At 60.7% G+C, this 14048-nt stretch carries 12 protein-coding genes; 8 read left to right on the forward strand and 4 right to left on the reverse strand.

Going from position 1 to position 14048, the window contains the following annotated elements:
- Positions 1-173 precede the first annotated feature (173 nt).
- The gene (locus RDA78_RS01415; RefSeq protein WP_434053592.1) at positions 174-1223 is read right to left on the reverse strand and encodes a M42 family metallopeptidase; all 1050 of its coding nucleotides are present in this window, start codon (positions 1221-1223) and stop codon (positions 174-176) included.
- Between the two features lie 300 nt (positions 1224-1523).
- On the opposite strand from RDA78_RS01415, the gene RDA78_RS01420 reads away from it, so the two are divergent.
- From RDA78_RS01420 to lepA, 3 genes are all read left to right on the forward strand, one after another.
- The gene (locus RDA78_RS01420; RefSeq protein ID WP_434053593.1) at positions 1524-2609 is read left to right on the forward strand and encodes a patatin-like phospholipase family protein; all 1086 of its coding nucleotides are present in this window, start codon (positions 1524-1526) and stop codon (positions 2607-2609) included.
- A gap of 64 nt (positions 2610-2673) precedes the next feature.
- Positions 2674-3762, forward strand: coding sequence for a penicillin-insensitive murein endopeptidase (gene mepA, locus RDA78_RS01425; RefSeq protein ID WP_434053594.1), 1089 nt, complete (start codon positions 2674-2676; stop codon positions 3760-3762).
- Positions 3763-3998: 236 nt separating this feature from the next.
- Positions 3999-5804, forward strand: a complete 1806-nt coding sequence (lepA, locus tag RDA78_RS01430; RefSeq protein WP_434053595.1) for a translation elongation factor 4 — start codon at positions 3999-4001, stop codon at positions 5802-5804.
- A 1081-nt stretch (positions 5805-6885) separates the two neighbouring features.
- Here lepA and RDA78_RS01435 read toward each other — a convergent pair.
- From RDA78_RS01435 to RDA78_RS01445, 3 genes are all read right to left on the reverse strand, one after another.
- Positions 6886-7485: a short chain dehydrogenase gene (locus RDA78_RS01435; RefSeq protein WP_434053596.1), complete on the reverse strand. Its 600-nt coding sequence runs from the start codon at positions 7483-7485 to the stop codon at positions 6886-6888.
- Positions 7482-7844 carry a MerR family transcriptional regulator gene (locus RDA78_RS01440; RefSeq protein WP_434053597.1) on the reverse strand — a complete coding sequence of 121 codons (363 nt, stop codon included), beginning with the start codon at positions 7842-7844 and terminating at the stop codon, positions 7482-7484. Before RDA78_RS01440 ends, RDA78_RS01435 begins: the two co-directional genes overlap by 4 nt.
- 195 nt (positions 7845-8039) lie before the next feature.
- The gene (locus RDA78_RS01445; protein ID WP_434053598.1) at positions 8040-8177 is read right to left on the reverse strand and encodes a hypothetical protein; all 138 of its coding nucleotides are present in this window, start codon (positions 8175-8177) and stop codon (positions 8040-8042) included.
- A 136-nt stretch (positions 8178-8313) separates the two neighbouring features.
- Here RDA78_RS01445 and RDA78_RS01450 point away from each other — a divergent pair, with 136 nt between their 5' ends.
- The 5 genes from RDA78_RS01450 to pheT all read left to right on the forward strand — a co-directional run bounded on the left by RDA78_RS01450 (position 8314) and on the right by pheT (position 13963).
- On the forward strand, positions 8314-9243 hold the full coding sequence (locus RDA78_RS01450; RefSeq protein WP_434053599.1) for a LysR substrate-binding domain-containing protein: 930 nt from the start codon (positions 8314-8316) through the stop codon (positions 9241-9243).
- A 137-nt stretch (positions 9244-9380) separates the two neighbouring features.
- Positions 9381-9563, forward strand: coding sequence for a hypothetical protein (locus RDA78_RS01455; protein ID WP_434053600.1), 183 nt, complete (start codon positions 9381-9383; stop codon positions 9561-9563).
- A 157-nt stretch (positions 9564-9720) separates the two neighbouring features.
- Entirely contained in the window at positions 9721-10803 is a 1083-nt protein-coding gene (pheS, locus tag RDA78_RS01460; protein WP_434053601.1) for a phenylalanine--tRNA ligase subunit alpha, read from the forward strand.
- Positions 10804-10829: 26 nt separating this feature from the next.
- Positions 10830-11483 (forward strand): phenylalanyl-tRNA synthetase subunit alpha, encoded by a 654-nt coding sequence (locus RDA78_RS01465; RefSeq protein WP_434053602.1) that lies wholly within the window; start codon positions 10830-10832, stop codon positions 11481-11483.
- A gap of 62 nt (positions 11484-11545) precedes the next feature.
- Positions 11546-13963 (forward strand): phenylalanine--tRNA ligase subunit beta, encoded by a 2418-nt coding sequence (pheT, locus tag RDA78_RS01470; RefSeq protein ID WP_434053603.1) that lies wholly within the window; start codon positions 11546-11548, stop codon positions 13961-13963.
- The last annotated feature ends 85 nt before the right edge of the window (positions 13964-14048 follow it).

Genomic DNA, 14048 nt, shown 5'->3' on the forward strand with positions numbered 1-14048 from the left:
GATGACCCAGTGCGGTGAATTTGAAGTTCGCATCATTGCTCCAGCAGTCTCCGAAGCGAACTTCAAATTCATAAACCGCACTCGAAACATAGACTTGCTAGTCACCTTCTTGAATCTGAAGTTCGTTCGAAGACCGCTGCAAAAGGAGTCGAACTTCAGATTCAGGTGACTAGTCAGCCCTTGGCTTTTTTCAGATAGGCGACAAGCACGTCGAGCGCCGCCTGAAGGTCCGACTTGTGGATCATCTCGGTGACCGTGTGGATGTAACGGGTCCCGACCACGATGCCGACGGCCTTTGCGCCGGCCGCAGCCTGCTGAGCCGCTGCCCCGTCCTGACCGCCGGCGGCGAGCATCGTGCGTTGGAACGGGATCTTTTCCTTCTGAGCGAGAGCTTCGAATTCCTTCACGAGATCCCGGTCGGCAATGAAACTGCTGTCCTTGACATGCAGGCCAAAGCCGTTGCCCTGAACCGTTGTGCGGTCCTGCTCGGGCACACCCGGCGTGTCGCAGGCAAGGGTCGTGTCGACGCCCAGTCCGATATCCGGCTTGATGGCAAAGGACGAGGTCCGCGCCCCGCGCAGTCCGACTTCCTCCTGACAGGTGAATGCGACATGGATTTCGCATGCGTGCCTGGCTTTGCCGAGGCCCTTGACGGCCTCGATCCCCAGCCAGCAGGCGATGCGATTGTCGAGCGCTTTCGAAACGACTTTCTCGCCGATTTCGATCAGCGGTTCGTCCATTGTCACCATGTCGCCAACCCTGACCACATCCTTTGCCTTTTCTCCCAGGCCCAGATCGACAACGAAGTCCTTGGGTTCGGGGATCTTCTTGCGTTCTTCGGGAGACGAAATATGGATCGGCTTGCCGCCCGGGTTCATGACCCCCTTGAAGTCGCCGTCATCGGTGGAGACAAGGACACGGCGCGAAAACAGGTTGCGCGCGTCAAAGCCTCCGACCGGCTGGACATGGAGGAACCCCTTGTCCGTGACATGCGAGACCAGAAAACCGATCTCGTCCATGTGGCACAGCAGCATGATCTTTTTCGGGTCGCCCTTTCCGGAGGCCTTGCGGCTGTCGCGCCGGCACAAAAGCGATCCCATCGGGTCAACCGTGACCTCGTCGAACAGCCCCTTGATCTCATTCTGGATGAGCTCGCGCACGCGGTGCTCGTGGCCCGGCACACCCGGAGTTTCGCAAAGTCGGCGCAGTAGATCGATATTCATGGGGCGTCCTGTAGGGGTATTGGCAATCGGGGCGATCCTAGTCCGAAATCAACCTCCGGATAAAGAGCCGTCCGTGTGTATTATGGGTTGTATCTGTGGCAAATCAGAAGATTCAGCAGAATTCCAACTATTCGCTTAACCTGTTGCTCTCCAAATTTGCCATTTAAGGACTATCTTTTAAAAATTGCCATTGCAGTGTCGCAATTGGTCGCAAACATTTAATCAACGATCACATAAGCGTATGATGCGGTTTGCGAGCAGGCGCTGCCCCTTCAAATTTTGACCACCCCGGGACTGACCATGACCCAGAAAAAGCGTTTCATTCTTTCCATTGACGGCGGCGGTGTCCGCGGCCTTATCCCACTGCGCGTTCTTGAATCCCTCGAGGCCCGTTTGGGTCAGCGCGGGGTCAGCAAACCCTTTCACAAGGTGTTCGACCTGATGGCGGGCACGTCCACCGGCGGGCTGATTGCGGCCGGACTGAGTGCTCCGCGGCCCGGCGGAACCGCAGGCGAAGCCGCCGCGACGATCGAAGAGCTGCGTTCCTTTTACGAACGCGAAGCCAGAGATATCTTCACCAATTCCATCACCGCACGTTTCGCACGGGCGGTGACCAACCCGCTTGGCCTGTTCGACGAAACATATGATGCACGTCCGCTGGAAAAGCTGCTCAAGGAACGTTTCGGCTGGACCTCCATGGCGAGCGCGCTGACCAGACTCGTTCTGACCGCGTACGACATAGAGCAGCGCAAGGCTGTCTTCATGACCAACGGGCTGGAGGAAAATGGCGGACGGCCCGACGACTACTATTTCTGGCAGGCCGTGCGGGCCACGACTGCAGCGCCGTCCTATTTCGAACCGGCGCGCGTTGAAAACCTCAGCCGCAAGCGCGAGGAAGCCCTTGTCGACGGCGGTGTGTTCATGAACGACCCTGCGATCGCCGCCTATCTTGAAACGCGCAAGCTCGGCTGGGAAAACGACGAGATCGTCATCCTTTCCCTCGGCACCGGACGGGCCTCAGATCGGCCGTTTGCCTATCAGGACGCCATCGGCTGGGGCTCCCTCGGCTGGATGCAGCCTTCAAAAGGTTCCCCGATCCTCTCCATCTTCTCCGACGGGCAATCGCAGACCGCGGAGTACCAGGCGCAGCATCTGTTCGGCCTCATGGACAACGTCACCTATCACCGCCTCGACACCACGCTGGAGCCGGAAGCCGAAGACCTGGACAATGCCCGCCCGGGCAACATTATCCTGCTGAACGGCGCGGCGGACCGGATCATCCGCGACAACACCGTTCTGCTGGATGAACTGGCCGATCTGTTGAAAGCGCAGGTGGAAACTGCGGAACCAGATGCGCAAGGGTCCGATTTGGTGCATGCTGCCTAGGCGGATGTGCCGCCCGGATACCTTCCTGGAAAGCGGCTCGCCGGGGAACGCGCGAGGCATTCACGTGAGCAAGCCTGAACGAGCAAATCGGCTGTCCTGCAAGCTGGCTTGGACCGGTCTCGGACTGCTGTTGGCCGTATGCACTGCCGGATCGGCGCTCGCAAAACCTGTGCCCGTTCCGGCGGACAAACCGGGCAAAAACGCAGCCGAAGCCTATGAGCCGAGTTTCACGACCGTTGCCGGTGTTCCGGTTCCGGTCCGAAAAAGAGACGTGCCGGAAGGCTACGTCGCCAAGAAACCGACACTCGTACTTCGCTCTCAGCTCCCGGCGAAGGACTATTTCGGTGCCGCGGACGGACCGGCCCCGCTGAAGGCGCGCGCCATCGGGTCTTACGCGAAAGGCTGTCTTGCAGGTGGCGCCTCGTTGCCTCCGGACGGACCGACCTGGCAGGCGATGCGGCTCTCCAGAAACCGCAACTGGGGTCATCCCGAGCTGATCGACTACCTGAAGGATCTTGCCGCCGATGCCCCCAAGGTGGGGTGGAATGGCCTCCTTGTCGGCGACCTCGCACAGCCGCGCGGCGGTCCGATGCTGTCCGGTCATGCCAGTCACCAGATCGGGCTGGATGCCGACATCTGGCTCAGGGAAATGCCGAACCGGCGTCTTTCCGCGCAAGAGAGGGAAGATGTATCCGCCATCTCGATGCTGAAGGGTCCGCTCGACGTTAAGGGCGCCGACCGCAGTGTCGATCCGAACAAGTGGACAGACACACATGCGCGCCTGATCCGCCGCGCCGCTTCCGACAAGCGTGTCGCCCGCATCTTCGTCAATCCGACGATCAAGAAGGCCCTGTGCGAGTTTGAAAAGAGCAAGGACCGTGCCTGGCTCCGGAAGGTCCGGCCCTGGTGGGGCCATCACTATCATTTTCATGTCCGGCTTTCCTGCCCGAAAGGAAGCGCAGGCTGCAAGAACCAGAACCCGCCGCCACCCGGTGACGGTTGCGGATCGCACCTGACCTACTGGCTTTCCGATGAACCCTGGGTTCCAAAGAACCCGCCGAAGGCCGGTGAAAAACCTAAAGTCGTCAAGAAACGCCCGATGGCACTTGCCGCCCTGCCCAATGCTTGCCGGACGGTGCTGACGGCGAACTGAGCCTGCCGAAATGAGAAGTGAGACGTGTTCCGTGTTCCGGGTGCAAAGATCCCGAACCCACCTGCACTTTCCCCCGTTTTCGATCAACAGCAGCCCGTGCCAGTTTGCTGTTTGCAGCCTGCTCGCACTCCCTTGATCCGGCCCGTTCCAAAGAGTTGAAAAAAAGCAACGGATTTCCGCGCCGTTCGCTCGCATTTTTCTGGTCGAAAGCAAATTGCGGTGGTAAACGGGCGGCCATGACGACGAAGAGCCTTTCCAACATCCGAAATTTTTCCATCGTGGCCCATATCGACCACGGCAAGTCAACGCTTGCCGACCGGCTGATCCAGATGACGGGCACGATGACCGACCGCGAAATGACCGAACAGGTTCTCGACTCCATGGATATCGAGCGTGAACGCGGCATCACCATCAAGGCCCAGACGGTCCGGCTGATCTACAACGCCAAGGACGGCCAGCAATACACGCTGAACCTGATCGACACACCGGGTCACGTGGACTTTGCCTACGAGGTGTCCCGGTCTCTTGCAGCCTGTGAAGGTTCGCTGCTTGTCGTTGACGCGTCGCAGGGTGTGGAAGCGCAGACGCTTGCCAATGTCTACCAGGCGATCGACAATGACCACGAAATCGTCACCGTCCTGAACAAGATCGACCTTCCCGCCGCCGAACCGGACCGGATCAAGGAACAGATCGAGGACGTGATCGGCATTGATGCGTCGGATGCCTGCATGATTTCGGCGAAGACCGGCCTCGGCGTGGAAGACGTGCTCGAAGCGATCGTCCACAAACTCCCCGCCCCGGAAGGCGATCCTGATGACACGCTGAAGGCCATGCTGGTCGACAGCTGGTACGACACCTATCTCGGCGTGATGGTGCTGGTGCGGGTGATCAACGGCACGCTCAAGAAGGGCCAGAAGATCAAGATGATGGGCACCGGTGCGTCCTATGACGTTGACCGGGTCGGTGTCATGACACCGAAGTTCATCCAGGTGGACGAGTTGCGTTCGGGCGAAATCGGCGTCATCACCGGCTCGATCAAGGAAGTGGCCGACACCAGGGTCGGCGACACCATCACGCTGGACAAGAAACCGTGCACCGAACCGCTGCCGGGCTTCAAACCGGCCCAGCCGGTCGTCTTCTGTGGCCTCTTCCCGGTCGATGCGAACGATTTCGAAGACCTGCGTGCAGCGATGGGCAAACTGCGCCTCAACGATGCGAGCTTCTCCTTCGAGATGGAAACGTCGGCGGCGCTCGGCTTCGGCTTTCGCTGCGGGTTCCTGGGGCTCCTTCACCTGGAGATCATCCAGGAGCGCCTGTCGCGCGAATTCAACCTGGACCTGATCGCAACGGCTCCTTCGGTTGTCTACCAGATGACGCTGACAGACGGGTCCGAGGTCGAGTTGCACAACCCGGCCGACATGCCGGATATCGTCAAGATTTCCGAAATCCGCGAACCGTGGATCCGGGCAACCATCATGACACCGGACGACTATCTTGGTGCGATCCTGAAACTGTGCCAGGAGCGGCGGGGTATCCAGGTCGATCTGTCCTATGTCGGGAGCCGTGCCATGGTCTCCTACGACCTGCCGCTCAACGAAGTCGTCTTCGACTTCTACGACCGGCTGAAATCTGTCTCCAAGGGCTATGCCTCGTTCGACTACCAGATTTCCGATTACCGGGCCGGCGACCTCGTCAAGATGTCGATCCTTGTCAACGAGGAACCGGTCGATGCGCTGTCCGTGCTGGTGCACCGCAGCCAGGCGGAACGGCGCGGACGCGCCATGTGCGAAAAGCTGAAGGACCTGATCCCGCGGCACATGTTCAAGATCCCGATCCAGGCCGCCCTCGGCGGACGCGTCATCGCCCGCGAAACCATTGCCGCCCTGCGCAAGGACGTGACCGCGAAATGCTACGGGGGCGATGCCACCCGCAAGCGCAAGCTTCTGGAAAAGCAGAAGGCGGGCAAGAAGAAGATGCGCCAGTTCGGCAAGGTCGAAATCCCCCAGGAAGCCTTCATCCAGGCCCTCAAGATGGACGAGTGAGGCGCGGAGCAGTCTTGCGATGCGTCCCGGCCACGCCCCGCAACATGTCCCGCTTTCGTCATTGCCAGACTTGATCTGGCAATCCATGCCGTAACGCCCGAGCGCGCATGTTGCCTGCCAGACGCAACCGGAACGGCATGGATTCCATGGTCAAGCCATGGCATGACGCTGAGAGGAATACCTGTCTTTCGAACCTGATGACCGGCCACTCAATGCGAACCGTTTCCCATCTCTGAAAATTTGCACGCCCGTCCTTCGAGACAGCGCATTCGCGCTTCCTCAGGATGAAGAGGGTCGAATATGGTTCATCAACAAACCTGCAAACCCTCTCTCTCCCGTCATTGCCAGACTTGATCTGGCAATCCATGCCGTAACGCCCGCGCGCGCATGTTGCCTGCCAGACGCAACCGGAACGGCATGGGTTCCATGGTCAAGCCATGGCATGACGCTGAGAGGAATACCTGTCTTTCGAACCTGATGACCGGCCACTCAATGCGAACCGTTTCCCATCTCTGAAAATTTGCACGCCCGTCCTTCGAGACAGCGCATTCGCGCTTCCTCAGGATGAAGAGGGTCAAATATGGTTCATCAACAAACCTGCAAACCCTCTCTCTCCCGTCATTGCCAGACTTGATCTGGCAATCCATGCCGTGACGCTCGCGCGCGCATGTTGCCTTCCAGACGCAACTGGAACGGCGTGGATGCCATGGCCAGGCCCACTGCTGTCCGGTTTATGACGAGATGAGCCCGTAGGGCGCGTTTGCGTATGCAGACTTGTCATCCCTGCTGAAGCGCAGCGGAAGGCAGGGAACCAGTAACCCGTTGTTTCTCCCGCTTCTTCCAAACTGAAGTCACACGGCGTACTAGATCCCGGTCTTGCCGCTTACGCACCAAACCGGGACGACAAATCCGCAAAACAAGTCCTTGTCCCAACTTGGCGCCGGACGGAACACTGCCGCTTTCTCAATGACATAAGTTCGACGAGCAAATTCCAAACCGGACAGCAGCGAGTCGAGCCATGGCATGACGCTGAGAGGACTGCCCGCCGTGCACCTCTTTGGCGGGCCGAGTTTTGACATGCTCAGTCCACGGTGACCACCCGGCCCGTGATCGCGCCTTCCACGCATTTGGCATAGGCAAGACCGACGCGCCGGGACGAGACCAGTTCGTGACCCGGGAACCAGGCGCCATACTGATCTGCCGAAACCTCGAGAAGACCCGGGCTGACCACGTTGATCCTCCGGTTTCCCGGCATGTCGATCGCCGCGGATTTGACAAAACCGGCCAGAGCCCCGTTTGCGATCGCTGCCCCCGTTCCCATCAGGACAGGATCGCGGTCGAGAATGCCGCTGGTCAGGGTGAAGGAACCGCCTTCCCTCACCGTGTTCAATCCGGCCAGAACCAGGCCGACCTGCGTGAGCGCCTTGTTTTCAAGGCCGAACCGGAACTTCTCGACGCTCATGTCCTCCAGACGTGCGAATTCAACCTCGCCGGCGGCGGAGACGACTGCGTCGACAGGACCGGTCGCCCGGTACATCGCCTCGACACTCGCAGGTGATGCGAGATCCACCCGAATGTCGCCGGACGTCCGGCCCGCCGTGATGACTTCATGCCGGGAGGAAAGCTCTTTATGGGCCGCCGTACCAACGTCGCCCGAGGCTCCGACGAAAATGATCTTCATGATGGCTCTCCTTCGATTTTCCTGTAGGTCGCGATCTTGTAGGCAAGGACTTCTGCGCAGCGGTCCAGATCGGCACGGCGCCGGCGGAGGCGTTGTTCGTGATTGAGCAGCACCGCCTTGCGCTCCGCAATGCTTGCCTCGCCCTCCCGGTAAAGCGCTGCGAACCGGCGCATTTCCTTCATCGGCATGCCGGTCTTGCGCAACCAGTAGAGCAGGACGAGCCACTCGATGTTTTCCGGCGAAAACCGCCGCAATCCATCGGGGCTGCGCTCGATTGCCGGAACAAGGCCCGATTTTTCGTAGTACCTGATCGTGTCGACGCTCAGACCGGACATGGTTGATGCTTCTGAAATCCGCATGTGCTGCCTCATTGAGTCGAGGCAAACTACCCGTCTGGAGCGACTCCAGGTCAAGTCCAAATCGTCTTATGCGCAAAAGCAGAAACGGCGCCGGACAGGGTCCTGGCGCCGTTTTCTGTTCTGGATTGAAATGACAGCCCGGCTGGCCGGACATGTCTGGCTTGTATCGAGACCGGCGTTTCAGCCGGTTCGGGGTCAGCGCCGGTTCAGCGGCAGATCCGCGAGTTCCCGCGGGCTCATGCGCTGGATGGCCGGATGGGCCAGGGGATCGGTCCGATCGTACCAGGACGGCGATGTCGCTTTCGTCTGGCGGCGCATAAACAGTTTCATCATGAGTTTCAGTCTCCTTTTTATTGTTCTTTTGGTCATGGCCAAATTCCTTTTTTGAATTTAGCTATGCTCTATACCTATACCCAGTTAGGGCCGAAAAAAATCGACTTCTTCTGCAAATCAGTTTAGTTTTTCTAAAATGAAGAATCTCAACCGAATCCATCTGTCCGGATTGCGAGCCGTTGAAGCCGTCGCACGGCTTGGGTCGATCAAGAGCGCTGCTGAAGAGCTCGGCGTCACAGTCGGGGCGGTCAGCCAGCAGGTCCAGAAGTCCGAGGCCCAACTGGGCGTACAGCTGTTCGAGCGCCGGAACCGGCTTTTGCTGCCGACGGCACACATGCTGGCAATGCAACCGCACCTGACGACGGCCATGAGCTCGCTGTCCACGGCGGTCGCGACAACGGAACGGGGCCGGGAGGATGCGCTGACCATTTCGGTCGCGCCCGTCTTTGCCGGCAAATGGCTTGTCTGGCACCTGAAGAGTTTCAACAAGGCCCATCCCGGCATTCGCGTGCGCGTGGAAGCAACGATTGATCTCATCGACCCGGATACCAGCGACGTTGATCTGTGCATCCGGGTCGGGCACGGACCCTATCCGGGGCTCAATGCGCAAAAGCTTCTCAACCAGCGGGTCTTTCCGGTGTGCAGCCCGGCTCTCGCGGAAGAGATCCGCGCACCGGCGGATATCGGCAGGCTGCCGATCATCCGCGACCCGGGCCAGATGTTCAGCTGGAAGACCTGGCTCGATCTCTTCGATCTGGACGAAAGCATCCTGCAGGACGGCCCCACATTCTCGGACGGCTCGCTTTGCCTTGATGCGGCCATTGCCGGCCAGGGCGTGTTCCTCGCCTGGGAAACCCTCGCCGTCTATGCGGTGAAGTCCGGACAGGTGATCGCCCCGTTTCCGCAACGCCCGGCAACCGGGCTCGGCTATTGGCTGATCAGCGGCAAAACAGCCCCTCAAACCAAAGCGAAACGCGCGTTCGAGAGCTGGCTTCCGGACGAACTCCAGGCCTCTATCGGACGGCCGAAAGGCGCAGATGAGGTGGAAGTTCAGGTCGGGATTTGAGAATCACACCAACGTCGGTCATGCCATGGCCTTACGGAGAAGGGCAGAAGGCAAAGGCCACATCCCGAGGACGTGCGCAGAGCTGTTGCGCACCAGCCGGAGCAAAAGTCCCCTCTCCCGAGGGGGAGGGGTACCAGATGCCCGGCAAACCTGGCATTCCCACTTGCCTTCGCCTCGGCTTCAGGTACATTGCGCGCATGACCGACCGCACGACCCAGCGCCCTTCTTCCGGCCACGCCGCAGTTTCCCTGCGCCTGCGTGCCATTGCTGTGCGCGTGCCCAAGCTTCAGGGCCCGGCCTGCGGACGATTTATGCGCTGAGGCGCCAGGTCTTTCCTTCCTGAAAAGCGGCGTTTTTCCATTCACCTGGGGCTCACGCAATAATGCGGTCGAGGCCGTGGCATTCGGCGTCATTATTCGCTAAAAGACCCCGACTTTCATTTCTGCGCGCGGCGCGCGCACCGACAACCGAGCACGCATGTCAAATCTCGACGTTCTAGAAACCGATCTCCTGGCCGCCATCGACGGCGCGGAGACCGAAACCGCCCTTGAGGACATCCGGGTCACAACCCTTGGCAAGAAAGGAAAGATTTCCGAGCAGATGAAGACGCTCGGAAAGATGACGCCGGAAGAGCGCCAGGTGATGGGGCCGGCCCTCAACGGGCTGAAAGCCAGGATCACCGACGCCATCAGTGCGCGCAAGGACATCCTCGCGGAAGCAGCCCTCGGGGCGCGTCTTGCCAGCGAAACCGTCGACGTCACCCTGCCGCTTCGCCCGTCACCGGCCGAAGCCGGCCGCATACATCCGGTCAGCCAGGTGATCGACGAACTCACGGCCATCTTCGCGGATATGGGCTTCTCGATTGCCGAAGGCCCGGACATCGAGACGGATGAACTGAACTTCACCGCCCTGAACTTTCCCGAGGGCCATCCTGCCCGCGAGATGCATGACACGTTCTTCTTCAACGAAAAGGAAGACGGCGAACGCCTGCTGCTGCGCACGCACACCTCACCTGTCCAGATCCGCACCATGCGTTCCCAGGAGCCTCCGATCCGCGTGATCATCCCTGGACGCACGTATCGCTGCGACAGCGACCAGACCCACACGCCCATGTTCCACCAGGTGGAAGGGCTCGTGATCGACAAGGAAAGCCATTTCGGCCACCTGAAATGGGTCCTGCTGGAATTCTGCAAGGCGTTCTTCGAGGTCGACGATATCAAGATGCGCTTCCGTCCGAGCTTTTTCCCGTTCACGGAGCCGTCGATGGAGGTCGACATCCAGTGCGACCGCTCCGGCGGTGAAGTGAAGATCGGCCAGGGCGAGGACTGGCTGGAGATTCTCGGCTGCGGCATGGTGCATCCGAACGTCATTCGCAATTGCGGCCTCGATCCGGATGTCTATCAAGGCTTCGCCTGGGGCATGGGGATCGACCGGATCGCCATGCTGAAATACGGCATGCCGGATCTCAGGGCCTTCTTCGACGCGGATGTCCGCTGGATCCAGCATTACGGCTTCCGTCCGCTCGATCTGCCGACATTGTTCGGCGGCCTGTCCACCTAATCACCCGGATCCAGGGACAAACGTCTATGTCATTGATCACCCGCTTAACCCTCGTCTTCATGCTGCTTCTCGGCACCGTCATCCCGTCGGCCGCCCAGACGGCAGACATAGACGAGCGTGTGCCGACGCCAACGTCGTTCATGGAAGCGTGCGCCGAAAAGATCGAGTCCCGTGGCCGCCTGAGGTTTTGCGACACTTACTTCCGCGACAAGCTCGGCACGGAGGCCGATGCCCTTCTCTATCTGAGGGACCGGATCACCACCCTGCGCGCCAATCATGAAGCAAGTTCGGCCGAAAAGTACCAGAGCTTCCTGCAGGCTATCTACATCGTGGCCTTTCTGACGATTGCCTCTATGGTCCTGATCGCCAGTGACCGGCGCATTGGCGGAACGGCCAAGTGGGCAGGCCTGACAAGCACGGCGGCCCTGCTGGTGATGGTTGTGATCGTGGCAATGGGCTGGCTCGGGAAATACCGGGCGGAATACGCGGCCCAGGTCGAACTCGGCATCCTGCGCGACCGTATCGAGGCGGAAGCCGCACAGGCGATCGCCACCAATCAGCAGATCACGCCGGACATGGTGCGCCGCTGGACGGGCGAATTCGGTGAGATCGGCCGCCGTTTCGCGGAGAGCTACGGCGACGCGACCGTCCTGCCTGAGGTTGACCGTTTCGGCAACTGATCTTTCGAATTGACCGGATTTGCGGCGCATAGACGCCGTGCAAGAGACAAAGAGTACCGAAAATGAAGTTCACCCTTTCCTGGCTCAAGGAGCACCTGGAAACCGATGCCAGCCTGGAAGAGATCGTCGAACGTCTGACGATGATCGGGCTGGAGGTCGAGGAAGTTACCAACCGCGCCGACAGGCTCAAGCCTTTCCGGATCGCGAAGGTGCTGGAAGCCGAACAGCATCCGAATGCAGACAGGCTGCGCGTGCTCAAGGTGGATACCGGCGACGGCGATCCGGTTCAGATCGTCTGCGGCGCGCCCAACGCGCGCGCCGGACTTGTCGGAGTGCTCGGCAAGCCGGGCGACTATATTCCGGGCCTCGACACCACCTTGTCCGTCGGCAAGATCCGCGACGTGGAAAGCTTCGGCATGATGTGCTCGGAGCGCGAGCTTGAACTGTCGGACGAGCATGACGGCATCATCGACCTGCCCCCGGACGCACCGGTTGGTGTTAGCTACGCCGAATGGGCGGGACTGGACGAACCGGTCATCGAAATCGGACTGACACCGAACCGGCCGGACTGCACCGGCGTCTACGGTATCGCCCGTGATCTTGCCGCCGCCGGCCTTGGCAAGCTCAAGGAACGCTCGCACGAGCAGATCCGCGGCAGCTACCCCTGCCCCGTCAGCGTCTCGCTCGACTTCGGCGATACGAAGCCGATGTGCAAGGCGTTCGGCCTGCGCATGGTCAAGGGCATCAAGAACGGCCCGTCGCCGCAGTGGCTGCAGGACCGCCTCACGGCCATCGGCCTGCGTCCGATCAACAGTCTCGTCGACATCACCAACTACATCACCTTCGACCAGGGCCGTCCTCTGCATGTGTTCGACGCCGACAAGGTGCACGGCAACCTGGTGGTCCGGCGCGGCAGTGAGGGCGAGACCCTCGATGGCCTCAACGGCAAGTCCTATGAAATTGACGACACCGTCTGCGTGATCGCCGACGACAACGCCGTGGAAAGCCTCGGAGGCATCCTCGGCGGAGAGCCGTCCGGCTGTACAGACGAGACGGTCAATGTCCTGATCGAATCCGCGCTTTGGGACGAGGACGACATTGCAGCCACCGGCCGCAAGCTCGGCGTCAACACGGACGCGCGCTACCGGTTCGAACGCGGCGTCGATCCCGACTACATGATGCCCGGCCTGGAATATGCCACCCGGATGGTGCTCGACCTGTGCGGTGGTGAGCCGTCGGAGACCACCCAGGCCGGCCGCGTTCCGGACAGCAGCAACATCATCGAGTTTCCCTATTCGGAAATCCGGCGCCTGTCCGGTGTCGAGGTGTCGCTTGCGGAGGCGAACCTGACGCTGAAATCGCTCGGCTTCTGGATTTCCGGTGGTGGCGACACCGTCAAGGTCGCGGCCCCTAGCTGGCGTCCGGACATCGAAGGCAAGGCCGATCTCGTTGAGGAGATCGTGCGCATCATCGGGCTTGACCGGGTGCCGCTGACGCCGCTGCCGCGGACCGGCACGGTCGGGCAGAAGGTTCTGACAACCGGGCAGATCCGGCGAAACCGGGCAAGGCGCGCGCTGGCCGCGCGCGGGTTCAACGAGGCCGTTACCTGGTCGTTCATCTCCAGGCCGCAGGCCGAGCTTTTCGGCGGCGGCAACGCCGCGCTTGCCCTCGCCAATCCGATCTCCCACGAGATGTCGGACATGCGCCCGAGCCTCCTGCCGGGCCTTTTGACCGCGGCGCAGCGCAACGCCGACCGCGGTTTCGGCGACGTTGCCCTGTTCGAGATCGGCCAGGTTTTTCACGGCGATACGCCCCAGGGCCAGAAAATGGTTGCCGCGGGTGTGCGCCGGGGCACCGCGAAGCTCCAGGGACCGTCCCGGCACTGGTCCGGAAACTCCGCAGATGTGGATGTCTACGACGCGAAGGCCGACGCGGAAGCCGCGCTGGCCGCGATCGGAGCTCCAGTCGACCGGCTGCAGGTCTATACGGACGCGCCTTCCACATTTCATCCCGGCCGTTCCGGCTGCCTGAAACTCGGTCCGAAAAACACGCTCGCGGTTTTCGGCGAAGTTCATCCGCGGACACTGGCCGAGCTTGATATCGAAGGCCCGCTGGTCGCGTTCGAGATCGATCTGGACGCTCTGCCGCAACCGAAGAAAAAGGCCGGCGGGTCCAAGGGCGCGCTTAACGCCAGCCATCTGATGCCCGTCAGACGCGATTTCGCATTCCTGGTCAGTCAGGACGTGGTTGCCGAGACCGTTCTGAAAGCAGCGCGCGGTGCTGAAAAGAACCTGATCGCAGACGTGACCCTGTTCGACATCTATGCAGGCCAAGGCGTTCCGGAAGGACAGAAGTCGGTCGCGATCGACGTGCTCCTTCAGCCGCGCCAGAAGACGCTGACGGACGAGGAAATCGACGCGGTGGCGAGAAAGATCATCGCCAATGTCGAGAAAGCGACCGGCGGCACGCTTCGGGGCTGAACGACCCGGTCACCGATCGTTCAAAACCACGCAGCACCCGTTCAGGGTGCTGCGCGGCGGCCGCTGGAACAGAAGTCAATTCCAT

Source organism: Roseibium sp., assembly GCF_051016195.1.
Classification (GTDB): Bacteria; Pseudomonadota; Alphaproteobacteria; order Rhizobiales; family Stappiaceae; genus Roseibium.